At 56.3% G+C, this 24337-nt stretch carries 19 protein-coding genes and 2 rRNA genes; 15 read left to right on the plus strand and 6 right to left on the minus strand.

Translation table 11 applies throughout. The annotated features are described in order from the left end of the window. Positions 1 to 30 precede the first annotated feature (30 nt). From BN1936_RS00190 to BN1936_RS00210, 5 genes are all read left to right on the plus strand, one after another. Positions 31 to 2913: ribosomal RNA gene (locus BN1936_RS00190) — 23S ribosomal RNA — on the plus strand. 158 nt (positions 2914 to 3071) lie between these two features. Next, a 5S ribosomal RNA gene (gene rrf, locus BN1936_RS00195) occupies positions 3072 to 3186 on the plus strand. A 417-nt stretch (positions 3187 to 3603) separates the two neighbouring features. Then, complete coding sequence (locus BN1936_RS00200) at positions 3604 to 4587, plus strand: bile acid:sodium symporter family protein (RefSeq protein WP_022442989.1); 984 nt, start codon at positions 3604 to 3606, stop codon at positions 4585 to 4587. A gap of 182 nt (positions 4588 to 4769) precedes the next feature. Further along, complete coding sequence (locus tag BN1936_RS00205) at positions 4770 to 5432, plus strand: amino acid ABC transporter permease (protein WP_022442990.1); 663 nt, start codon at positions 4770 to 4772, stop codon at positions 5430 to 5432. Between the two features lie 7 nt (positions 5433 to 5439). Continuing rightward, on the plus strand, positions 5440 to 6159 hold the full coding sequence (locus BN1936_RS00210; RefSeq protein ID WP_049686468.1) for an amino acid ABC transporter ATP-binding protein: 720 nt from the start codon (positions 5440 to 5442) through the stop codon (positions 6157 to 6159). Positions 6160 to 6171: 12 nt separating this feature from the next. Here the strand turns inward: BN1936_RS00210 and BN1936_RS11135 are convergent, their stop codons facing one another. Continuing rightward, positions 6172 to 6789, minus strand: a complete 618-nt coding sequence (locus BN1936_RS11135) for a LexA family protein (protein ID WP_082164421.1) — start codon at positions 6787 to 6789, stop codon at positions 6172 to 6174. A gap of 210 nt (positions 6790 to 6999) precedes the next feature. On the opposite strand from BN1936_RS11135, the gene scpB reads away from it, so the two are divergent. From scpB to dusA, 10 genes are all read left to right on the plus strand, one after another. Next, positions 7000 to 7650: an SMC-Scp complex subunit ScpB gene (gene scpB, locus BN1936_RS00220; RefSeq protein WP_157274767.1), complete on the plus strand. Its 651-nt coding sequence runs from the start codon at positions 7000 to 7002 to the stop codon at positions 7648 to 7650. After that, entirely contained in the window at positions 7637 to 8641 is a 1005-nt protein-coding gene (gene rluB, locus BN1936_RS00225) for a 23S rRNA pseudouridine(2605) synthase RluB (protein ID WP_022442994.1), read from the plus strand. The genes scpB and rluB overlap by 14 nt, the downstream gene beginning before the upstream one ends. A gap of 232 nt (positions 8642 to 8873) precedes the next feature. Continuing rightward, positions 8874 to 9461 (plus strand): ribosome maturation factor RimP, encoded by a 588-nt coding sequence (gene rimP, locus BN1936_RS00230; RefSeq protein WP_174703614.1) that lies wholly within the window; start codon positions 8874 to 8876, stop codon positions 9459 to 9461. After that, positions 9458 to 10957, plus strand: coding sequence for a transcription termination factor NusA (gene nusA, locus BN1936_RS00235; protein WP_232422041.1), 1500 nt, complete (start codon positions 9458 to 9460; stop codon positions 10955 to 10957). The genes rimP and nusA overlap by 4 nt, the downstream gene beginning before the upstream one ends. 29 nt (positions 10958 to 10986) lie before the next feature. Continuing rightward, a complete protein-coding gene (gene infB / locus BN1936_RS00240; protein WP_049686377.1) occupies positions 10987 to 13959 on the plus strand; it encodes a translation initiation factor IF-2 in 2973 nt (990 codons plus the stop codon). Positions 13960 to 14048: 89 nt separating this feature from the next. Further along, complete coding sequence (gene rbfA / locus BN1936_RS00245; protein ID WP_049686378.1) at positions 14049 to 14408, plus strand: 30S ribosome-binding factor RbfA; 360 nt, start codon at positions 14049 to 14051, stop codon at positions 14406 to 14408. Position 14409: 1 nt separating this feature from the next. After that, positions 14410 to 15312, plus strand: a complete 903-nt coding sequence (truB, locus tag BN1936_RS00250) for a tRNA pseudouridine(55) synthase TruB (RefSeq protein ID WP_022443460.1) — start codon at positions 14410 to 14412, stop codon at positions 15310 to 15312. A 14-nt stretch (positions 15313 to 15326) separates the two neighbouring features. Further along, positions 15327 to 17192 carry a translational GTPase TypA gene (gene typA, locus BN1936_RS00255; RefSeq protein WP_022443461.1) on the plus strand — a complete coding sequence of 622 codons (1866 nt, stop codon included), beginning with the start codon at positions 15327 to 15329 and terminating at the stop codon, positions 17190 to 17192. Between the two features lie 23 nt (positions 17193 to 17215). Continuing rightward, positions 17216 to 17620: a YchJ family protein gene (locus tag BN1936_RS00260; protein WP_049686380.1), complete on the plus strand. Its 405-nt coding sequence runs from the start codon at positions 17216 to 17218 to the stop codon at positions 17618 to 17620. A 91-nt stretch (positions 17621 to 17711) separates the two neighbouring features. After that, positions 17712 to 18728 carry a tRNA dihydrouridine(20/20a) synthase DusA gene (gene dusA, locus BN1936_RS00265; RefSeq protein WP_022443462.1) on the plus strand — a complete coding sequence of 339 codons (1017 nt, stop codon included), beginning with the start codon at positions 17712 to 17714 and terminating at the stop codon, positions 18726 to 18728. A 101-nt stretch (positions 18729 to 18829) separates the two neighbouring features. On the opposite strand, the gene BN1936_RS00270 is transcribed toward dusA, so the two are convergent. The 5 genes from BN1936_RS00270 to lpxK form a co-directional block, all read right to left on the minus strand. Then, positions 18830 to 20140 carry a hypothetical protein gene (locus BN1936_RS00270; protein ID WP_022443463.1) on the minus strand — a complete coding sequence of 437 codons (1311 nt, stop codon included), beginning with the start codon at positions 20138 to 20140 and terminating at the stop codon, positions 18830 to 18832. 244 nt (positions 20141 to 20384) lie between these two features. Continuing rightward, the gene (gene adk, locus BN1936_RS00275) at positions 20385 to 21038 is read right to left on the minus strand and encodes an adenylate kinase (RefSeq protein ID WP_049686381.1); all 654 of its coding nucleotides are present in this window, start codon (positions 21036 to 21038) and stop codon (positions 20385 to 20387) included. A 129-nt stretch (positions 21039 to 21167) separates the two neighbouring features. Further along, positions 21168 to 21944, minus strand: coding sequence for a 3-deoxy-manno-octulosonate cytidylyltransferase (kdsB, locus tag BN1936_RS00280; RefSeq protein ID WP_022443465.1), 777 nt, complete (start codon positions 21942 to 21944; stop codon positions 21168 to 21170). Between the two features lie 16 nt (positions 21945 to 21960). Beyond that, entirely contained in the window at positions 21961 to 22188 is a 228-nt protein-coding gene (locus tag BN1936_RS00285; RefSeq protein ID WP_022443466.1) for a Trm112 family protein, read from the minus strand. Beyond that, on the minus strand, positions 22178 to 23248 hold the full coding sequence (gene lpxK / locus BN1936_RS00290; protein WP_049686383.1) for a tetraacyldisaccharide 4'-kinase: 1071 nt from the start codon (positions 23246 to 23248) through the stop codon (positions 22178 to 22180). The genes BN1936_RS00285 and lpxK overlap by 11 nt, the downstream gene beginning before the upstream one ends. Positions 23249 to 24337 lie beyond the last annotated feature (1089 nt).

Genomic DNA, 24337 nt, shown 5'->3' on the forward strand with positions numbered 1-24337 from the left:
CGTGCCGGGTAAAAGGCGGCAGGGTTATAGGATCAAGCGACTAAGTGCATGTGGTGGATGCCTTGGCGATCACAGGCGATGAAGGACGCGGCAGTCTGCGAAAAGCCCCGGGGAGCTGACAACGAGCTTTGATCCGGGGGTCTCCGAATGAGGGAACTCCAAGCTTTAGCTTGATCCATGCGTGAATACATAGCGTATGGAGGCGAACGCGGCGAACTGAAACATCTCAGTAGCTGCAGGAAAAGAAATCAACCGAGATTCCGGAAGTAGCGGCGAGCGAAACCGGAACAGCCTGAATTCGATATTGAGAAAAACACTGGAAGAGTCTGGAAAGGCTCGCCATAGTGGGTGATAGCCCCGTACGGGACGTTTATCTCAAGGTACTGAGGATTCGAAAAGTAGGTCGGGGCACGTGAAACCCTGGCTGAACATGGGGGGACCATCCTCCAAGGCTAAATACTCGTGATCGACCGATAGCGTACTAGTACTGTGAAGGAAAGGTTAAAAGAACCCCGGGAGGGGAGTGAAATAGATTCTGAAACCGCATGCATACAAACAGTAGGAGCCCTTCGGGGTGACTGCGTACCTTTTGCATAATGGGTCAGCGACTTATGTTATGTGGCAAGCCTAACCGACTAGGGGAGGCGCAGCGAAAGCGAGTCCGAACAGGGCGATTCAGTCGCATGGCATAGACCCGAAACCAGATGAGCTAACCATGGCCAGGCTGAAGGTGTGGTAACACACACTGGAGGGCCGAACCTACTGGTGTTGCAAAACCAGAGGATGAGCTGTGGTTAGGGGTGAAAGGCTTAACAAATCTGGAGATAGCTGGTTCTCCCCGAAAACTATTGAGGTAGTGCCTTGTATATGAGCTTCTGGGGGTAGAGCACTGTTATAGCTAGGGGGACATGGCGTCTTACCAAACTATGGCAAACTCCGAATACCAGAAAGCTTCGTACAGGAGACAGAGCACCGGGTGCTAACGTCCGGACTCAAAAGGGAATCAACCCAGACCGCCAGCTAAGGTCCCTAATATCAGCTAAGTGGAAAACGAAGTGGAAAGGCTAAAACAGTCAGGAAGTTGGCTTAGAAGCAGCCATCCTTCAAAGAAAGCGTAATAGCTCACTGATCGAGTCCTTCCGCGCGGAAGATGTAACGGGGCTAAGTTGATAACCGAAGCTGCGGATTCATACTTTTAGTGTGAGTGGTAGGGGAGCGTTCTGTAAGCCTGCGAAGGTGGATCGTAAGGTCTGCTGGAGGTATCAGAAGTGCGAATGCTGACATGAGTAACGATAAAGCGGGTGAAAAGCCCGCTCGCCGCAAACCCAAGGTTTCCTGCTCTACGTTAATCGGAGCAGGGTGAGTCGGTTCCTAAGGCCAGGCTGAGAAGCGTAGCTGATGGAAATCAGGTTAATATTCCTGAACCGGCGTTGAATGCGATGGGGTGACGGAGCAGCCAGAGTGGACCGGGTGTTGGATGTCCCGGCTTCCGAGCGATGGGTGCCTGCAGGCAAATCCGCAGGCGTATACCCAGGACGAAGGATCGGGTCTTCTTTTGAAGACGAAGCCACTGGAAGCGCTTCCAGGAAAAACCTCTAAGCTTCAGTTCAACGGCGACCGTACCGTAAACCGACACAGGTGGGTGAGCTGAATATGCTCAGGCGCTTGAGAGAACTCGGGAGAAGGAACTCGGCAAATTGACACCGTAACTTCGGAAGAAGGTGTGCCTTTGTAGCTTGATGGGAGAGAAACCCAAAGGGCGAAGAGGTCTCAGAGAATCGGTGGCTGTAACTGTTTACTAAAAACACAGCGCTCTGCAAAGATGAAAGTCGACGTATAGGGCGTGATGCCTGCCCGGTGCTGGAAGATTAATTGATGGGGTGCAAGCTCCTGATCGAAGTCCCAGTAAACGGCGGCCGTAACTATAACGGTCCTAAGGTAGCGAAATTCCTTGTCGGGCAAGTTCCGACCTGCACGAATGGCATAATAATGGCCACACTGTCTCCTCCCGAGACTCAGTGAAATTGAAATGTTTGTGATGATGCAATCTCCCCGCGGCTAGACGGAAAGACCCCATGAACCTTAACTGTAGCTTTGCATTGGACTTTGAACCGATCTGTGTAGGATAGGCGGGAGGCTTTGAAGAATGGACGCCAGTTCATTCGGAGCCGTCGTTGAAATACCGCCCTGATTTGTTTGAGGTTCTAACCTGGGCCAGTAATCCTGGCTGGGGACCGTGCATGGTGGGCAGTTTGACTGGGGCGGTCTCCTCCTAAAGGGTAACGGAGGAGTGCGAAGGTACGCTAATCACGGTCGGAAATCGTGAGGATACTGCAATGGGAAAAGCGTGCCTGACTGCGAGACAGACAAGTCGAGCAGATGCGAAAGCAGGTCATAGTGATCCGGTGGCTTCTGCATGGAAGGGCCATCGCTCAACGGATAAAAGGTACTCTGGGGATAACAGGCTGATACCGCCCAAGAGTTCATATCGACGGCGGTGTTTGGCACCTCGATGTCGGCTCATCTCATCCTGGGGCTGTAGCCGGTCCCAAGGGTATGGCTGTTCGCCATTTAAAGAGGTACGTGAGCTGGGTTTAAAACGTCGTGAGACAGTTTGGTCCCTATCTACCGCGGGCGCTGGAAGATTGACAGGGGCTGCTCCTAGTACGAGAGGACCGGAGTGGACGCACCTCTGGTGTATCGGTTGTGACGCCAGTCGCATTGCCGAGTAGCTATGTGCGGAAGAGATAACCGCTGAAAGCATCTAAGCGGGAAACTTGCCTGAAGATTAGTCTTCCCGGAGGCTTGACCTCCCTGAAGGGTCGTCCGAGACCAGGACGTTGATAGGCCAGGTGTGGAAGCGCTGTGAGGCGTGAAGCTAACTGGTACTAATTGCCCGTGCGGCTTGATCCTATAACCGTGCTGCTTAGTTAAATGACAGCAAAGGTTTTGAAAGGAAGCTTGCAAAAAGAAAGAAGTGTGTGAATGTGGAAAAGCAAGCCATGTGATTTCATTCCTTCCCAAAGAATTCGCTTCAGAAGTCCTAAAAAACTTTGAAAGCAAAGCCTTTGCCTGACGGCCATAGCAGAGTGGCCCCACCCCTTCCCATTCCGAACAGGACGGTGAAACGCTCTCGCGCCAATGATAGTCGGTTGTATTTCCGGTGAAAGTAGGTCACTGTCAGGCTCCCCTTTCAAGACCCTCGAAAGTTTTTCTTTCGAGGGTTTTGTTTTATGCGCGCCTGGAAAACCAGATAAAAAGAGGCAGGAGCTGACGCTCCCGCCTCTTTTTTATTTGTTTCTTGTTAGATATTTATATATTTTCTGAACCTAACCTATTTTCCGGGATGTTGATGAGATCTTTTTTCTAAGCAAAGTTACCTACGTTTTAGCTTTTAAATCAGAATAATCACACTAAAAATAGCGCATAAAGGCTATCAGAACGGCATTTTCTGGATAGAAATATAAAATATATATATTCCAACATTGATTCCGTTGGAGAGGATTTTGGTTACCAGCAGACAGCCTGTCTTCCCTGAGAACTGGCAGAGGAAGAAATAAAACAGGATCTGCCGGATTTCCTTCTTATATTGGAACCACCATCATGCAGCTGTTAGCAAAATTAAGTCTTTTCTTCAATAAGACATTTGCGCTTTGGGTCATTGTTGTTGGCGCACTTGCCTATGCCTTCCCGTCCACCTTTAAGCCGTTGGGTGCTTATATTGCCCCGCTGCTTGGTGTTGTCATGTTCGGTATGGGTCTGACTCTTACGGCCTCTGACTTCCGCGAAGTTGTTCGCCAGCCCCGTGATGTGCTTATCGGCATTCTGTCCCAGTTCCTCATTATGCCGATCGTTGCCTACCTGCTCTGCCTTGTGATGCATCTGCCGCCTGAGATTGCGGTCGGCGTCATTCTGGTTGGCTGCTGCCCCGGCGGTACCGCTTCCAACGTGATGACGTTCCTCGCCCGTGGTGATCTTACGCTCTCTGTGACGATCACTTCCTGCACTACGCTTCTCGCCCCGGTTGTGACACCGTTCCTGATCTGGGTGTTCGCTAAGCAGTGGGTTGATATTTCCCCGGTTGCTATGTTTATCAGCATTGTCAAAATCGTGCTTCTCCCGATTGCTCTCGGTGTTGTGGTTCACACGGTATTTGGCAAGAAGGTGGAGGGCTTCGCCGCCGCTATGCCGCTTATCTCAGTTGTTGCCATCGCTCTGATTGTGGCTGCCGTCGTTGCCGCGACCGCGAATAAGCTTCTTGCTGTCGGCCCGCTCGTTTTTCTGGTTGTCGTGCTTCATAACGGTTTTGGCTATCTCTTCGGTTACTGGACCGCGAAGCTTCTTGGTCTCAACCTCGCCAAACGGAAGTGCCTCGCTATTGAAGTGGGTATGCAGAATTCAGGCCTTGGTGTCGCTCTTGCTACCACCCACTTCGCTGCTATGCCGATGGCTGCCGTGCCGTCCGCGGTGTTCTCCTTCTGGCACAACGTTTCCGGACCGATTCTTGCCACGGTCTTCCATCGTTGGCACGAAGAGGGTGAAAAGGAAACCTTCCTCGATAAAATTGAGAAGCAGAGAGCCGGCTGATCCCGCCTATAAACTATGAAAAAAGCTGACCCGATTAAGGGTCAGCTTTTTTTCTGCTCAAAGTTAGCTTTTTCAGTGGTATCTGTACGCTGTGTGGTCTATTATTAGCAATCCAATTCAAGCAAATGAAACGCGGTTTTCATTGCCATAAAAATTTCTAAATAAACTTTTGGATCTTCCCAATGGATTTTGACTTCTCACTCGTGATGTCATCTCTGCCGCTACTCCTGCAGGGCGCGCTAGTGACATTGAAGATTACGGCCCTTTCCGTCGGCCTGGGGTTGATTTTCGGCTTGCTCGCCGGCGTCGCGTCACTCACGCCGTACTGGTGGGTGAGGATCCCCGCTCGCTGCTACGTGGATTTCATCCGCGGCACTCCGCTTCTGATTCAGATCTTCCTGATTTATTTTGCGCTGCCGGTCATTCTCAATACCCGAGTTGACCCGTTTGTTGCGGCGGTGGCTGCCTGCTCTATCAATTCCGGTGCCTATGTGGCGGAAATCTTCCGTGCCGGTATTCAGTCCGTGGACCGCGGTCAGACTGAAGCTGGTCGCTCGCTCGGTCTCACCTGGTTCCAGACCATGCGCGAGATCGTTATTCCGCAGGCTTTCAAGCGGATCATTCCCCCGCTTGGCAACGAATTCATTGCCATGCTGAAGGACAGCTCCCTGGTGTCCGTGATCGGTTTCGAAGAACTGACCCGTTCCGGTCAGCTGATTATTGCTCAGACCTACGGCTCGTTTGAAATCTGGACCAGCGTCGCCATTATTTATCTTGCGATGACGCTTACGATTTCTCAGTTTGTTGCCTTCCTTGAACGGAAATTCAGAACAGATGAACGATAAGAAAACCATGATTGAGATTAAGGACCTTCACAAGCGGTACGGTGATATCGAGGTCCTCCACGGCATCAACCTGACCGTGGCTCCGAAAGAAGTGGTCGTTGTGATTGGCCCGTCGGGTTCCGGCAAATCGACCATGCTGCGCTGCATCAACTACCTGGAGGAAGCTTCCTCAGGCGAAATCTGGGTGGATGGCGAGAAGATTGAGCCGAAGACGAATCTCAACCGGATCCGCGCTGAAGTCGGCATGGTGTTCCAGCACTTCAACCTGTTTGAGAATAAGACTGTTCTTCAGAACATCATGCTCGCTCCGATGCGGGTCCGCGGCGAAAGCCGTGAAGTGGCTGAAAAGAAGGCGCTTGAACTTCTTGATATGGTGGGTCTGAAGGATAAGGCGAACGTTTATCCGAAGAACCTTTCCGGCGGTCAGCAGCAGCGTGTCGCTATCGCCCGTTCTCTCGCGATGAACCCCAAAGTCATGCTGTTTGACGAGCCCACGTCTGCCCTTGACCCGGAAATGGTGAAGGAAGTGCTTGACGTCATGAAGAAGCTCGCAAATGACGGCATGACGATGATCGTCGTGACGCATGAGATGGGTTTTGCCCGTGAAGTCGGCGACCGCCTGATCTTTATGGCCGACGGTCAGATTGTTGAACAGGGAGTTCCGGAGGAAGTCTTCGCGAACCCGCAGCATAACCGTACGAAGCAGTTCTTCTCGAAGATTCTGTAAGGCGGTCGGGTCTCAGCTCTTCTGAGTCCCATCAGCCGGAGCCAGATCCGGAGCGATGCAGAGTCTGTGATACAGTGTCACGGCTCTTCCTACCAGCTCCGGGACGGCTTCGGCTTTTTCTTTCTTTTCCAGGTACTCTATGGACCGCATCAGGCGCTTCTGTCCGTTCTCACGGATCAGAAGATAGCCTTCTGAAGGTCCAGGCTCCGAAATGGCTCGGATGACCGCCAGGTCCCCTTTTGAAATGCCATCGGATTCAAGCTCGCTGTCCGTCACCTCGAAGACTTCCTGAACATCAGAAGAACCCACGTGGAGCCGGTTGTCCTGGAGCTCAAGAGAAACAGTTTTTGGACCGAGTTTTTTTTCCGCCTTGGGAAGGGAGGATTTTGGAGCCGACGCAACCTCCAGACGGATGCCGCGCGCCTGGTGCGGCACGGTAGAAATCAGTCCTTTCCGTTCAAGTGCCCTGAGATGGCTTTCCGCCGCGTTCGGGGATGAAAAACCGAAATGGTCCGCGATTTCCTTCCGTGACGGGGGGACTCCGGATGTGGAAATCTGATCGCGGATGAATTTGAAGACGGCAAACTGTTTCGGTGTGAGTCGCTTCTTTCTTCCGTTGGTTGCAGGCATCCGCGTCTCCATCGCCTTCAGGCGCATTTTCAGCCCGGCCGGCGGCCGGGGGGTCGTGTTAAACTCAGTGCCGGTCTGATGTCTCAGGGCCGGGGAAATGCCTCCGGCTTCTGCCCTTTGCGTTGGGAAAGACACCGGATCCGAAAATATTAATCGATTAATCGCTTTTTAATAGACGTTTTAGAGAAGATGCCGCTAGAAAATCCTCTGGTGATCTTGGAGGGTGCGCTTTTAACCGCCGGCCGTCCGCTGACTGTCCGCGAGATGCGGCTCCTTTTTTCGAATGCCTACAGCCGGAGCGACATTCTGAAGTGGCTGGAGGAGATTCAGCAGAAATGGTCCGGCCTCGCGGTGCACCTCACCGAGGTGGCCGGTGGATGGCGTTTTTCCGGCAGCTCAGAGCTTGAACCTTACCTGAGACGCCTCACAACGGAAAAGCCGCCCCGCTACTCGCGCAGCTTTCTAGAGACACTCGCGATTATTGCCTATAAACAGCCAGTGACACGAGGTGATATTGAAGATATCCGCGGAGTCACGGTGAACTCCAACATCATGAAGCAGCTCCAGGACCGGGACTGGATCGAATGCGTGGGGCACCGCGATACTCCTGGCCGGCCGGCACTTTGGGCGACGACCGCGAAATTTCTGGAAGACTTCACACTGGAGTCCCTCAGAGCGCTTCCGGTTGTTCCGGAAAGCACCGAAGTGCAGCCCCGCCTGCCCGGTTTCGAAGATCTCTCAAAGAACGGCGCGGGGGCTGATTCCGCGGCCGAAGCGAATCCCGAACCGGTCCGGGAGTCTGAGCCGGAAGCATCTGATGAACCTTTAGAAACGGAAGAGCAGAAAAATGACGAATCCTGAAGAAAAGCCCGGCATGCCGGAAGTGACCTCCGGGTCGGAGCTCGAGGCTGAACGCACGCTTTCCGCGATGAAGGCCAAGGCAAGCGGTAAGTCTGAAAAGCTTCAGAAGGTGCTCGCCGATCTGGGACTCGGATCGCGGCGCGCCATGGAGACCGTTATTGATGACGGCCGTGTGGAGGTGAATGGGAAAACTGCCTATCTCGGACTGCGCGTGTTTCCAGAGGATGAGATCCGCGTGGATGGGAAAAAGGTCTCGCGGGATGACGCGGAGGAAGATCTGCCGCGCGTGCTCCTTTATAACAAGCCTGAGGGTGAAATTGTTTCAATGAAGGATCCCGAAGGCCGTCCGAGCGTCTTTGATCATCTGCCCCCGATCGATAAAGGGCGCTGGATTGTGGTCGGACGCCTCGACTTCAATACGGAGGGACTGCTGATCTTTACATCGAGCGGTCAGCTCGCGAACCTTCTCATGCATCCCAGAAACGCGATCGAGCGTGAATATATGGTGCGTGTGACAGGCGAACTCACAGACGAGATGGGAGAGCGCCTGGTAACCGGTGTGATGCTGGACGATGGTCCGGCCCGTTTTGCTCATATTTCCGATCAGGGCGGCACGGGACTCAATCACTGGTATCTCGTGCGTCTTTCCGAAGGCCGGAACCGTGAAGTGCGCCGCATGTTTGAAGCGGTCGGTCTTGTGGTGAGCCGGCTGATCCGGGTGCGGTTCGGTGACCTCGAGCTGCCGCGCGGTCTGAGGCGCGGTGAAAAGTCTGAAATGAGCCGGGAATCCGTGCAGGAGTGGCTCCTTCACCTGAAGCTTGCGCAGCAGAAGGCGGCTGAGAAAGGAGAATTTTCCCGCGGTCACGGCAGAAAGTCCGCGCAGCGAAGAGACCGCCGGTCACAGGCCCCGAAGAGAGAAAACCGCGAGGGTGCATCAGGCCGTACAGGAGCCCGCCGCCCAAGGGCCCATGGAAGCGGTACCCGCCTTTAATTTTGCGGGATTTTCCTAGCAATGAGAGAAAAAAATAGGTTATAATTCAAAAATTAAATCGCAGGACTGCTGTTTGGTCCTGCGTCTCGGTTTCATATATCCGGTTTCGTTTTTTCAGATTCCGGAATGCCCGACATGAATTCGGGCGGATGAAAATGGGCGCTGAGCCCATTTTTTTTTGAACATTTTTAATTGTCAGTTAGTTATCTAACGAAGAACATATAAAGAGTACATGACTGCCAGAACAATGGATTTGAGCGAGGCAATTGCCCATACCGTCGAAGGAATGGGATATGAATTTGTTGAACTGGAACGCCTTCCTGGCTCTATGCTCCGCGTCACGATTGACACGGAACAGGAGGGGGGCATTTCGGTCAACGACTGCGAGGCCGTCAGCAATCAGCTGACCGCTCTTTTCGCCGCGGAAGATGTGGATTACAAGCGGCTCGAAGTCACGAGCCCGGGTGTTGAAAGACCTCTGAAGAAAGCAAAGGACTGGATCCGTTTCGCGGGTTCTCTGGCTCACGTGGAACTCTTCGCCCCGATGTTTGCCGAAGGTTTTCCTGAAGCGGGGCGCCGCAAGCTTGACGGCCGGATTCTTTCGGTTTCAGGCGAGCCGGGCAGCGAACAGATTCAATTTGAATTCACGGGCGAGAAGCCTTTCCGCACGCCGTCTCAGGCGTTCCGCGGCCGGCTGGAGGCCCGCAAGGGCGGACGTTCTCATGAGCAGGCAGCCCCCATTACGGTGGAATTCCCCCTCTCCGAAGTAGAACACGCGCACTTGATTGCAGAACTTGATTTTAAAGGTGGACGTAAATGAATAAAGCGATGAGCGGCAAAGATCTTCTTGATATGGTCGAGGTTCTTGCCCACGAGAAGAGCGTTGACATCGATGTCGTGTTTGGCGTTGTGGAAGTGGCTCTCGCCACGGCAATCAAGCGCTCGACTTTCCCGGGCGAGGATGCGGATGTGGTGGCGCATATCGACCGCGAAACGGGTGACTATTCCGCTGAGCGCCGCTGGCTGATTGTTCCTGACGAACAGGGCCTGCAGGAGCCTGACCGTGAGGAAATGTTCAGCGATATTCATGACGACTATCCTGATCTCGCCGAGGGCGATTACATCGTCCGTCCGGTGACCCCGGCTCACTCTGATGCCCGCCGTTTTGCTCAGGACGCGAAGCAGGTTATCCTGCAGCGTCTCCGCGATGCCGAGCGTGCTCAGATCGTGAAGGAATTCCTTGACCGCGGCGAGTCGATCGTGAGCGGGCAGGTGAAGCGTATGGACAAGGGCGACGCGATCGTTGAGCTCGGCCGCCTTGATGCCCGTCTCCCGCGTGACCAGATGATCTCGCGCGAAAATATTCATCCTGGGGACCGTGTGAAGGCTTACGTGCTGCGCGTTGAAGACAGCCAGCGCGGCAAGCAGGTCATTCTTTCCCGCACGAGCCCGGACTTCCTGAAGAAGCTGTTCGAGCTTGAAGTTCCCGAAATCGAAGAGGGTCTCCTCGAGATCAAGAGCGTTGCCCGCGACCCCGGCCTTCGTGCCAAGGTGGCTGTGCTCGCTCACGACTCCCGCATTGACCCGATCGGAACCTGCGTTGGTATCCATGGCAGCCGCGTGAACGCGGTGACGGCCGAACTCTCCAACGAGCACATCGATATCGTGCTCTGGAATGAGGATCCGGCTCTCTACGTGCTTGAGGCTCTGAAGCCGGCTGAAGTTCAGTCCATTGTTCTGAACGAGGACGACAAGAGCGCTGATGTGGTGGTTCCGGAAGAGAAGCTCGCCGTGGCGATCGGTAGCCGCGGTCAGAATGTGCGTCTCGCCTCTGAGCTGACTGGCTGGCAGATCAATATCATGACGGCTGATCAGGCTGACGAGAAGCACAAGACCGAAACCGACGCCAGCCGCCGCGAGTTCATGGAACAGCTTGATCTTGATGAAGATGCCGCTGATGCTCTGATCGATGCAGGCCTTGCCTCCATCGAAGACGTTGCCTACATCCCCGAGAAGGAGCTGCTCGAAATCGGCGCGTTTGATGAGGACACCGTCAAGGAGCTTCGTTCCCGCGCCCGTTCAGTGCTGACGCGCCGCGCCATCAAGCGTGAAGAGAATCTCCGCCTCGCCGATAAGAGCCTGCTGGAGCTTCCGGGGCTTGACGGCGATAAGGTGAGCGCTCTTGTGACCGCTGGCGTCAGAAACGTTAATGATTTGGCTGATTTGGCCACTGACGAATTGGTTGAAAAGACTGGCTTTGATGAGAAAACGGCCGCCGATCTGATTATTGCAGCTCGCGCAGTGGTTTATCCGTAGGCTGAAAGAGATTAGGGGAAAAAATATTTATGGCAAATAAAACAGTTTTCGAATTCGCCCAGGAATTGAAGGTAGCAGCCAAGACCCTGCTCGCTCAGCTGAAGGCAGCCGGTGTGAGCAAGAACTCTGAAACCGACGAGCTTTCCGAAGGCGATAAGACGAAGCTGCTTGAATCGCTCCGCCTAGAGCGCGCGAATGAGGAAAGCAGCGAGGCGCCGAAAAAGCCCCGCAGAATTACGGTTACCCGCAAGGAAAAGTCCGTAATCAAGAAGGCTGACTCCACGGGCCGCACCCGCACCGTTCAGGTGGAAGTGCGCCGCCGCCGTGTGTTTGTGAAGAATCCGGCAGCGGAAGCTGCCCGGGACGCTGAGATCCAGAAGGAACTTGCGGCCCGCAATGCTGAGGACAAAGCCCGCGCCGACCGTGAGGCCGCTGAGCAGGCTTCCCGCCAGGCTGAAGAGGCCGCCCGCGCCGCTGAAGAAAGCGCGAAGAAGGCAGCTGAAGAAGCCGCCCGCAAGGAAGCCGAGGCCCGTGAGGCGGCTGAGGCTGAAAAGCGCCGTGCCGCTGAAGAGGCTGAACGCCGCGCCGCTGAGGAAAAGGCCCGCGCAGCAGCTGAGCATGAAAAGTCCCAGCGTGAGCAGAAGAACGCCTCGCGTGCCCGCCGTCAGGCTGAGGAACGCGCCCGCGCCGAGCGTGACGCGGCTGCAATCCGCGCCTCTCGCGCCATGCAGGCCAAGGCTGCTGCTGAAAAGGCCGCCAAGGTGGATCCGGCTGAAGCTGCCCGCCGTGAGGCTGCCGCTCTGAATGCTGCCCGCGCAAAGCAGCGTGAAGAGGAAGAAAAGCGCCGCGCCGCTGCCCGTGCGAAGGCTGAGGCTGAGGCCGCTGCTATCCGCGAAATGCTGAACCGTCCGAGGAACGCCCCGAAGCCGAAGCCCGCAGAGGAAGCGAAGCCTGAGACGAAGGCTGAAGAATCGAAGCCCGCGAAGACCGCTGCCAAGAAGACCGAACAGAAGCGCCCGGCCCATATGCGTCCGGCTGCCGCTCCGAAGGCTTCCGGTGACGGCGCTTCCGCCCGCCCCGCGAAGAAGACCCGCAAGGCCGGCGAACACCGCGATGACGAAGGCCGTCATCGTCAGATCAAGACCCGCGGCATGGATGATGATGGTTCCTCCTGGCGCAGCGGCCGCGGCCGCCGTCAGGACCGTCATCATGGCGGCAACTCCTCGCAGAATCAGTCGAATGAACCGATCGTGCGCGAAGTGGAAGTTCCTGAGACCATTTCGGTCGCAGATCTCGCCCGCAAGATGGCCGTGAAGGCGACGGAAGTGATCAAGCAGCTGATGAAGGATGGCCAGATGGTCACCATCAACCAGATGCTCGATCAGGACACCGCGATGATCGTTGTTGAGGAAATGGGCCACAAGCCGGTCGTCGCCAAGGCTGACGATCCTGAAGCCTTCCTCGGCGAAATCGGTGACAAGAATGAATACCCCGCGGTTCCGCGTCCCCCGGTCGTTACGATCATGGGCCACGTCGACCACGGCAAGACCTCCCTCCTCGACTACATCCGCCGCACCCGTGTGGCGGCCGGCGAAGCGGGCGGCATTACGCAGCACATCGGCGCTTACCACGTGAAGACGCCGCGCGGCATCATCACCTTCCTCGATACCCCGGGCCATGAGGCGTTTACCGCCATGCGTGCCCGCGGTGCCCAGGTGACGGATATCGTGATTCTGGTGGTTGCCGCCGATGACGGCGTCATGCCCCAGACGAAGGAAGCTATCGCCCACGCCCGTTCTGCCGGCGTGCCGATCGTTGTCGCCATCAATAAGTGCGATAAGCCCGGCGCCCATCCGGAAGTGGTGAAGCAGGAGCTCGTGCAGAATGAGGTGATTCCGGAAGAGTACGGCGGTGACGCTCCGTTCGTGAATGTGTCCGCGAAGACCGGCCTCGGTATTGATGAGCTGCTGGAAAACGTGCTGCTTCAGGCTGAAATGCTGGAACTCAAGGCTCCGGATCAGGGTCTGGCCCGCGGTGTCGTGCTGGAATCCCGACTCGACCGCGGCCGCGGCCCGGTGGCCTCTGTCCTCGTGCAGTCCGGCCGTCTTAACCGCGGCGACGTGGTGCTCGCCGGTGCTCAGTTCGGTCGTGTCCGAGCGATGGTTGGCGAGAACGGCAAGCCCGTGAAAGATGCCGGTCCGTCGATCCCGGTGGAAATTCAGGGTCTCTCCGGTATTCCGCAGGCCGGTGACGAATTCTTCGTCCTGCCGGATGAACGCAAGGCCCGTGAAATCGCTCTCTTCCGCCAGGGCAAGTACCGTGACGTGAAGCTCGCGAAGGCTCAGGCCGCCAGCCTGCAGAACATCTTCAAGGATAATGACGGCAAGCAGAAGACTCTGCCCCTCATTGTCAAGGCTGACCTTCAGGGTTCCCAGGAAGCTATCGTCCAGGCCTTCCAGAAGCTGTCGACCGACGAAGTCCGCGTTCAGATCGTTCACTCCGCGGTGGGCGGTATTTCTGAAACCGACGTCAACCTCGCCATTGCTGCCGGCGCCATCATCGTCGGGTTCAATGTCCGAGCCGATGCCGGTGCGAGAAAGCTTGCCGAGCATGAAGGCGTTGAGATCCGTTACTACGACATCATTTACGATGCCGTGAACGAGATCAAGGCTGCCATGGGCGGTATGCTTGCCCCGGTGAAGAAGGAAACGAACCTTGGCCTCGCCGAAGTCCGTCAGGTTATTCACGTGCCGAAGGTTGGCAACATCGCCGGCTGCCGTGTGGTGGAAGGTGTTATCCGCCGCAACGCGAATATCCGCCTGCTGCGCGACAACGTGGTGATCTGGACCGGCGAACTCGCCTCTCTGAAGCACTTCAAGGATGACGTCCGCGAGATGAATGCCGGTCAGGAATGCGGTATCTCGCTGAAGGGCTACGAGGACATCAAGGAAGGCGATCAGCTGGAAGTGTTCGAGGTGACGGAAGTCGCCCGTACGCTCTAAGCAGCGGAACGCATGCCGCCTCTCCCCGGATCAGTCCGGGGGCAGGTGGCATTCTGATTTTTTGAATTTTGAATTGAGGTAGAGATAACGTGAGAAAGGCTAAGCCCGGGCGCTCGACCAGAATTGCCGATCAGATTGCGCGTGATATCGCCGAACTGATCCCGAAAGAGGTGCGTGATCCTCGGGTTGGTTTTGTCACTGTGACCGGCTGCGAAATCACGCCGGACTATGCGCACGCGAATATTTATTTCACGGTGATCGGTTCTGAACCGGAAGCCTGCCGCGAAGGACTTAACGCCGCGGCCGGCATGCTCCGCAGCCTGATTTTCAGGCAGCTGCGCATCCACACGGTTCCGACGCTTCATTTCGTGTATGACACGAGTGTGGACCGCGGCTTCGCGATGGATAAGCTGATCGCAGAAGCGCAGGATCAGAATCCGGGGAAGTAACGTGCCAAGAGGTCATCATGGCGACCGCGTGAACGGCGTACTCCTCCTGAATAAGGGGGAAGGCGCAAGCTCTAACCGTGAACTGCAGACGGCCCGCCGCCTGCTGAACGCGGCGAAGGCCGGGCACTGCGGAACGCTCGATCCGATGGCGACCGGACTCCTGCCGCTCGCTTTCGGTGAGGCAACGAAGTTCTCCGCCGATCTGCTGCACGCTGACAAGGCTTACAGAGCCGTGGCAACGCTTGGTGTGGAAACGGATACCGGAGACCGTACGGGGACTGTGCTGAAAACGCACGAAGTCTCTGTAACGCTTGATGAGGTGAAGGCCGCTGCAGCGAAGCTTACCGGTCCGATCAAACAGATCCCGCCGATGTATTCGGCTCTGAAGCGTGACGGGGTTGCGCTATACCGACTCGCCCGGCAGGGTGAAACGGTGGAAAGAGAGCCGAGACTGGTTACAATCTACCGTTTCGACATTCTGTCGCTTGATGGAAATACGGTGGAAATGGAGTGCGTGGTTTCCAAAGGAACCTACATCCGCACTCTGATTGAAGATCTTGGACACCTCCTCGGATGCGGCGCGACGATGTCGGCGCTCTGCCGGACCCGCGTTGGAGATCTGGATCTGAAGGATGCAATTACTCTGGAGACACTGGAGCGGGAACCCGATGCGATAAAACGCCGGGCGATGCTCCGTCCGCCAGATGAGCTGATCCAGAGCCTCGCGCCCGTCGAACTGGCGGCTGCTGAGACTGAGAGGTTTAAGAACGGACAGAGGCTTGCGCTTCACCTCGCGGAACGCGGGAGAGTGCGGGTTTATGGACCGGGAAAGGAATTGCTGGGGACCGCTACGGTGAATGAACGCGGCGTGCTTGCTCCGGAAAGATTAATAGCTACTGATTAAAGAGACTAAGAGAAATGACAAGAGCCATTCGCAATATTGCGATTATTGCCCACGTTGACCACGGTAAGACGACCCTGGTGGACGGCCTTCTGAAGTGTGCCGGCACCTTCCGTGAAAACCAGGAAGTTGAACAGCGCGTGATGGACAGCAACGCGATCGAAAAGGAACGCGGCATCACGATTCTCGCGAAGAACTGCGCCGTTGAATGGAAGGGCGTTCACATCAACATCATCGATACCCCCGGGCACGCCGACTTCGGCGGTGAAGTGGAGCGTGTGCTCTCCATGGTGGACGGTGTGCTGCTGCTCGTTGACGCGGTCGACGGCCCGATGCCTCAGACCCGCTTCGTGACTCGCAAGGCACTCGCCCAGGGCCTGAAGCCGATCGTGATCGTGAACAAGGTTGACCGTCCGGGTGCCCGCCCTGAGTGGGTTGTGAACCAGACGTTTGATCTGTTCGATAAGCTCGGCGCGACCGAGGAACAGCTCGACTTCCCGGTAATCTACGCCTCCGCTCTTAACGGCTACGCCGGCCTCACTGACGACGTTGAAGAGCTGAAGAAGATCGGCAACCTCGACGCCATTCTCGACACCGTGCTTGAAAAGGTTCCGGTCCGTGAAGACGATCCGAACGGCAACCTGATTCTTCAGATCTGCTCGCTCGACTACTCGAGCTACGTCGGCAAGATCGGTATCGGCCGCGTGCACCGCGGCACCCTGACCGCCGGTCAGAATGTCTGCTTCATGGACGGTCCGGAAGATACGCCGAAGCGCGGCAAGATCAATCAGATTCTTCAGTTCGAAGGTCTTGAACGCAAGGAAACGCCCTCCGCTCAGGCCGGCGACATCGTTCTCGTCACGGGTATCGAAGATCTGAACATCGGCACGACCATCACGAGCACGGATCACCCGGAAGCGCTCCCGATGCTGCACGTCGATGAGCCGACCCTCAAGATGGAATTCATGGTGAACACGTCGCCTCTCGCCGGCAAGGAAGGCAAGTTCGTGACGAGCCGTCAGATCCGTGAGCGTCTCGCCCGCGAGCTGAAGTCGAACGTCGCCATGCGCGTTGAGAACACGAAGGATGAGAAGGTGTTCCTCGTGTCCGGCCGCGGTGAACTGCATCTCACGGTTCTTCTTGAGAATATGCGCCGCGAGGGATTCGAAATTGCCGTGTCCCGTCCGCGCGTGATTATCAAGGAAGAGAACGGCGTCAAGATGGAACCGTATGAGCTCCTGACGGTTGACGTTGAAGAAGAACATCAGGGTTCCGTGATGGAAGAGCTCGGCCGCCGCAAGGGCGAACTCACCGACATGGAGCCGGACGGCAAGGGCCGTGTGCGCCTTGAGTACCGTATCCCGGCCCGCGGCCTGATCGGTTTCCAGAGCCTCTTCATGACGATGTGCCGCGGCACCGGCATCATGAGCCACGTGTTTGACGACTACGCCCCGATCAAGCAGGGCAGCGTCGGCGAACGCCGCTCCGGCGCCATCATCTCCGGTGAAGACGGCAATGCCGTGGCCTACGCTCTCTGGTACATCCAGGAACGCGGCCGTCTCTTCGTGAGCCCGGGCGACGCTGTGTACGAAGGCATGATCATCGGCGAGCATTCGCGTGAAAACGACATTGTCGTGAACGCGATCCGTACGAAGCACCTCACGAACGTGCGTGCTTCCGGCTCTGATGAAGCGATCCGCCTTGTGCCTCCGACCCAGCTCACGCTGGAAAGCGCTGTGGAATTCATCAATGACGACGAACTCGTGGAAATCACCCCGAAGTCGATCCGTCTTCGCAAGCGCTATCTGAAGGAATTCGAACGCAAGCGCGCTGCCCGTGCGGCCCAGGCTGAGTTCGGTGATCCGGACGTTTCCGAGGAATAATTCCTTCGGAATCGCTTCAGAAAGTGAAGAAATCGAAGCATACCGCCTCTTCCCTCTGCCCCTGCGGCAGCGGGAAGACGTATGAGGACTGCTGCGGCAGGTATCACGCCGGGACTCCGGCGCCGGATGCCCGGAGCTTGATGGCAAGCCGCTACAGCGCCTATGCGCTGGGACTGGAAAAGTATGTTCGGGATACGTGGTGCGAGGAAAAGTGCCCTGCGGACCTGGATCTGAAAACCAATCCCATTACCTGGCTCGGGCTTGAAATCCGCTCGTTCCGGGAAACGGGACCTGACACCGCGGAGGTTGAATACGTGGCGCGCGGCCGCTCGGGAGGCGCCGGAGCTTTCAGGCTTCACGAGCTGTCGAGGTTCGTAAAGCGGGAAGGCCGATGGCTTTATCTCGACGGCGACTGCTTCGAGAAGTAGGTTTGGGGAAGGGCGGCAGATTAAAAAATGCCGCCCTTTTTTTCAATCGGCGGGAGCTCTCCCGCCGGTGTTATCAGGACGGAAAAAGATAATGGCACTTCAGACAGAGCTGAAGCCTGAGGACTGGCGTTTCTGCGTTGCGCCGATGATTGACTGGACAGATGAGTGGTGCCGGCACTTTCACAGGCTCCTCTCTAGGCGCGCGAGACTCTATACCGAGATGATCGCGTCGCCTGCGCTGGTGCATGGGAACCGAACGCGCCTCCTCGGGTATGAGAAAGGCGTAAATCCTGTCGCACTGCAGCTTGGCGGATCCAATCCGGCTGAGCTCGCCCAGTGCGCGAAATGGGGGGAAGAGGCCGGGTTTGATGAGATCAACCTGAACTGCGGCTGCCCCTCTCCCCGCGTGCAGTCCGGAGACTTCGGCGTGGTCCTGATGCTTTCCCCGCAGAAGGTTGCGGACTGTCTCAAAGCTATGCAGGACAGCGTGTCGGTTCCGGTGACTGTGAAGCACCGGATCGGCGTGGATGATCAGACATCCTACGGCTTTGTCCGTGACTTTGTCGGCACGGTTCATGAGGCCGGCACCCGGGTCTTCATCGTGCACGCGAGAGCCGCGTGGCTGAAGGGGCTGTCCCCGAAAGAGAACCGCGATATTCCGCCGCTTGACCGTGAGCTTGCGGCGCGGCTGAAGGCGGATTTCCCGGACAGTATCTTTGTCGTGAACGGCGGGATCAAGACGCTCAGCGAATGTCAGACTGAACTTAACCGGTTTGATGGCGTGATGCTCGGGCGTGAGGCGTACAACAACCCCTGGCTTCTCACGGAGGTTGATCATGCGCTGTATGGCGATCCGGAGAGCACACTCTCGCGCGATGAGGTGGTGGAGCAGATGGCGGACTATGTGGATCTCGTGCAGGAGCGTGAACCGCTTGCCGCGAGAACTGCGGTGAATCATCTCATGGGGCTCGCGCTGGGACTTCCGGGGGGCGCCCGTCACTGGAGACGGCTCCTCACGGATCCGGCGCTCTGGAAAACGAAGAAAGCGGGTGAGATTGTGCGTCTGGCGTGGAAGGAAGTGAAGCCGGAGGCCGGTCTGGAAGATTAGCCTCGCATATCTCTTTCCCGGTGACAGAAAACATGAAGCCCTCAGGTTCCATTGCGGAGCCTGAGGGCTTTTTTACGAGGAGTGCTGCCAGGAGGAGGAAGTTACTTCTGAGCCTGCTGACGGACAGAGGCGAGCGCTTCACGCACAGCCTTGGCCGCGACACCGTTGAAGCGGTACTGGAAGTCCGTGATCGGCTTATCGGCCTTCACGAAGTATCCCGGAACGACAGTGGTCGACTTGCCGCGGTGGATTTCCACAAGGGCGAGTGACACGGCGTCGCGTGACAGCTCAAAGATGCCCGTATCAGGCGCCTTCACCGTGGACGGGAAGGAGAAGGCGATACCCTTCGTGCCGTCAACCGTCTTGATGCTGTAGGAGCCGCGGGTTTCCGGAGTCTTAGAGGTGCTCTGGCAGAAGACCGTGCCGGTCTTCACAGAGTAAAGGCTCACTTCGCCGTTAGTCGGAATGGCGGATGCGCCCTCTGCCGGGATCGCGACCTTTTCCTGATAACGCTGCTTCACGCGCTTGCCGCGCTTATTCTTCACGTAGCGGGTCTTCGTCACGACCTTGAACTGGGTCGGAGCTGCGGCACCGGCAGTCGGGTCAAAGACGACGCCGTAGGCCTTGAACCCTACGCGCGGGAGGTAGCTGAGGCAGTAAGGAATATCGCGGCTGAACGTGCGGACGAACCCTTCGACGTTCCCGGCACCCGTAAAGGCATCAGGCTTCAGCACGACGTACTGATCCTGCGTCATGGCGATCTGAGGCATATAGACCACGGAGCCCTTCGGAAAACGGGCGGAGATCACGCCGGCAGCCGGAGTCGGATAGTTTGTGCGGGACCGGAGATAGTGATAGATGTACTGACCGGACACATCAAACGCGTAGAGCTTCAGACGCATCGCGACCGGGTTCTTTGAGTTATCCGAGTAAAGCTTCACCGAACCGTCGGGTTCTGAGGTGAGATAGCTCGGGAATTCAGCGGAAACGGAGTTCCCGGAGCGGACGATCGAATTCACGTTCGTGCCCCAGGCAAACCCGTGAGCTTTCTGTCCCTTCGGATAAGTCTCTTTCACGGTGTAGGTGGTGTCATTCTTCTTCTGATCGATGCGGAAGTTCGACTCCTCGCGGTCATTGAAGTAGTACACTCCTTCACCCTCGAACGCCTGCAGTGTGGTGAGACCGAGCGGCTTCGCCCCCTTAATGGAAGGAACCTGTGTGAGCATGAAACCATATGTGCCGTCGTCAAAGCGGTTGACGCTTTCGGCCACGACCGAAGAAGATTCCTGAGCGGAAGGGGCGGATGCCGTCTTCTGACCGGTTGTCTGGCAGCCGGCAAGGGTCAGCGCGCAGACCGCGGCAGCAGAGGCCGCGAGACTGAAGCGTTTGGTGAAATGACGGATATTTTCCATGATCAGTGCGACAAACTTTCCTAAGAGAGGATCTCCCGGGCAGGGGATGCCAGAGAGTGTTCCGCGTACAGCGCGGGATATTTTTCTATGATACCGAACCGGGGGTGAAAGGGCCGTTACATTCTGTTAAGGTCAGGGGAGTTCCTTAGACGGCAGTTTGCCTGAGTCCGTCCCGAAAACAATGCGGCCTGCCAGGCATACTGCCGGCAGGCCGCATAGCGGAACTCCGCGTCCGGTGTCTGAATTACTTCAGAGCGTCGAACACACGGGCCGTGATCTCATCAATCGTGCCGAGACCGGAAATCGCGCGGTACTGCGGAGCCGTCTTGTCGCCGGACTTCGCGAGGTCGCCGTAGAACTTAACGAGCGCTTCGGTCTGATTGTGATAAACCTCGAGACGGTGACGGACAACGTCTTCTTTGTCGTCATCACGCTGGATCAGCGGATCGCCCGTCACGTCGTCCTTGCCCTCAACCTTCGGGGGGTTGTAGACGATGTGGTAGGTGCGGCCGGAGACCGGGTCAACACGGCGGCCGCTGATGCGGCGCACGATCTCATCATCAGGCACGGAGATTTCGAGCACGAAGTCGATCGGAATACCGGTCTTCTTCAGGGCTTCAGCCTGCGGAATCGTACGGGGGAAGCCGTCGAGCAGGAAACCGTTCTTGCAGTCAGGCTGCGCGAGACGTTCTTCCATGAGCCCGAGGATAATGTCGTCGCTCACCAGAGCGCCCGATTCCATGACGGACTTTGCCTTGAGGCCGAGCGGGGTTCCCGCCGTCACAGCCGCGCGAAGCATGTCGCCGGTGGAAATCTGGGGGATCGCGAAGCGTTCCTTGATGAAGGCAGCCTGGGTGCCCTTTCCGGCGCCGGGAGGTCCGATCAGAATAAGACGCATATTTTTATCTCCAAAACAAGTTCTGCGGACGGATCGGGTACCGTCCGCTTGGGCTTTTAAGTCCGTTATTTTAAGCGCCGGTGAGTCTCCGAGCAATCCTGCATAGCCCTGAGAAACAGGGGGCGGAAATCAGAGCGGGAGATTGCCCCGGGCATACACCTCGCGGACCCGTTCGAGGTCAGACTCGGTATCCACGCCGGCCGGTAGTTCCTGCTCAAGCACGAGGACCGCGATCCGCTCGCCGTTCCAGAGTGCTCGCAGCTGCTCAAGACTTTCCGTCTGCTCAATCGGAGCGGGCGGGAGCTCGGAAAACGCCCGGAGGAATCGCGCGCGGTAAGCGTATAGCCCGATGTGGTGAAGCGCCCGGAAACGTTCGGGGAGTTCATACGGAGGACCGGCGCGGAACGCGTCACGGGGCCAGGGGGTCGGGGCCCGTGTGAAGGTCATTGCCTCGCCGAGAGCGTTCAGCTCAACCTTCACAACGTTCGGATTCAGAAAATCCTCGACTGTGGCAATCGGGTGAGCTGCGGTCGCGATGGCGCAGCCAGGTTTCTGCGCGAGGAGACTCGCCACGTGGTCAACGACAGACGGCGGGATGAGTGGTTCGTCACCCTGAATGTTCACGACGATCTCATCCTCTTCAAAGTGCAGCTTCTGGCAGACTTCCGCAATCCGGTCCGTTCCGGTCGGATGGGATTCCTGCGTGAGGACGGCTTCAACGCCTTCGCGCTCACACGCGTCAACGATCTTCGGGTGATCAGTCGCCACGACAATCCGGGAGGCTCCGGTGAGCTTCGCCCGTTCCGCGACGCGCACGATCATGGGTTTCCCCGCGATATCCATCAGAGGCTTGCCGGGAAGCCGGGTCGACTTCATCCGGGCGGGGATCACAATGTTGTAAGTCATATCTCTTTCAGCTTTTTCAGAGCCGGGCGGCGGAGGCCTCGGCCTTTTTCTCTTTCAGCCGGAGCTCCTCAAGCTCTTCCTCTGTCATTTCACGCGCGTCATGCGCGATCATGTCAGGAATGCCGTCCCGGACGGCAAAAGCGAGGCCGCAGGCTGTGCAGAGGAATTCCTCTGACTCTGCGTTCCAGCCGAGCCTGCCCTTGCAGACCGGGCAGACGAGATTCTCAGTGACGTTAGGATTCATGAGTGGCTCCATTGGCGGATGGATTCGGATGACGGGCTTCCCGCGCCTTCTGATCAATGAAGTCGAGCAGGTAGTCTTCGAGGGCGATATCGTACCCCACAGTCCAGATCCGGGAGTCGGAAGCGATTCCGGGCACCTGGCGGCACTTCACGGCATCCTTTTCCGTAATGAGGATACAGTCAGCCGCGATGTCAGCAAAGGGGTTCGCGCGGAAATCATAATGATCTCCCAGCTCAACGCACGGATTGCAGGCAATGCCGCGGCCGCGGAGCATGGCAAAGAACCTTCCCGGGACAGCGATGCCGGCGGCGGCCGCGAAGGATTTTCCTTCGAACCTCTCCGCGAGATCATCAATCGGGAGCGTTTCACCGGTCGCGAGATTGCGGCATTCACCAAGATACGGGCTGGAGGCAAAACGCGGGGTTCTCGTGTCGAGAATCTCATCCGTCGTATTCAGAATAATCGCGTCCACCCGGTCAAGCCTTGACGGCGGCTCGCGGAGGGGACCGGCGGGGAGCACCCAGCCGTTTCCGATACCGTGGGCTCCTACCACGCAGAGTTCAACATCGCGGTGCAGCGAGTAGTGCTGCAGACCGTCATCGGAAATGATGATGTCAGTGTCCGGGAAAGACTTGAGAAGCAGACGCCCGGCAGCGACCCGGTCGCGGCCGACAGCCACGGGAGCCGCGGTCTTGCGGGCGATAAGCAGCGGTTCGTCGCCGGACGAGGCTGCGCGCGAGTCAGGCGTCACGAGCTGCACAGCGTCGGATTTTCTTCCATATCCCCGGCTGATGATGCCGGGTTTCCAGCCGCGTTTCATGAGACCGCGGGCGATGGCAATCGTAACCGGGGTTTTCCCCGTGCCGCCGACATAGATGTTCCCGACGATCACGACAGGAACCGGCAGACGCTCAGGCGTCGCGTGCTTCTCACGGTAGCGTGAGACAGCGAGAAATGCGAGAGAAAGCGGGGAGAAAACCAGAGAAAAAAGACCTTTTTTCGACCACTGGCTGTGAAGCCAGTTTTCCAGCGTTGCGCGGGCGCGCGAAGCCGGTTTCATTTCAGGTTTGGGAGACTGCTGTGAGTTACCTGATCGGGGACGATCTGAATCCATTGCCGTTCTGGAAGAAAGAATATGCGGCGCCTCGAGCGGAGATGCCGGGGGAGGTTCGCAGGTGTGATTAGTCATGCATGCAATGATAATGGATCGGGGATTGACGTGCGAAGGGGGCATCACGGGTTCCGGTGAAATCTGTGGATAACTCCGGGGAAAAATGACTAACTTTCTGAATGTTTGTATAAAAAACGGCCTGTGGATAATCTGAATTTTTTAAAAATATAAGTAAAATCAAATAGATCAGTATTTATTACCTGAGTCATATCAGACAAACCGAAGAATACTTCCGGTCAAAGACCGCGTTCAGCGAAGACCGCGCGGATCTGGCAGAGCAGGCGCTGCGGCCCTATCTCTATGAAAAATAGCTTTTTTTGGTGATATCTCCCGAAAACACGGTTTTAAAATGTGTGTATATCCATAAAAATACAAAATAATCAATTGGTTGATTTCTTTATCACGGTTCTGGTGAACAGCGATGTTGACTGCTCCGGGAAAACTCATGCAAGATGATGAAAAATAAGAATAAAAAAATATTGATTAAAATTTAATCAGCCTGAAGATCCCCAGAAACAGGGGATCTGTAAAAACCGCAGATTCTCTTTCCCGGGCCTATAAGAGAATTTATCCCCCCTATTCGAAATCCACAGGGGGAATCGATATTCCCTGAGCCATGATGAATGCCGTTATCAGAATTAAAAATAAATAAAAAACAAAAAAATAAGCAGCCTTTTATCAGTAAAGTATCAAATGATGATCTTCAGCTTCATAAAAGGGAACTGGAAAATCCTGTGGATAAGTGTGTGAACAATTGTGGAGAAATCCCCTAAGTAGCTGAAGATACGTCACTTTTCAAAATCACGGAATTTCGGCAAAATAAAAATTTAATTGTTTAAAATCATGTTGTTATAGGTTATATACGGTGTTTCCGGAAAGCCCGCGGGGTGAACGGGGGTTGACAAAAAGGGAAAAACGTAAAACTGTGCAGAAACCGGGGAGGGTGGAATCCGGAATCGGAAGATCCGCTTCGGCCTT

It is taken from the genome of Dakarella massiliensis (assembly GCF_001182045.1).
Taxonomy (GTDB): Bacteria; Pseudomonadota; Gammaproteobacteria; order Burkholderiales; family Burkholderiaceae_F; genus Mesosutterella; species Mesosutterella massiliensis.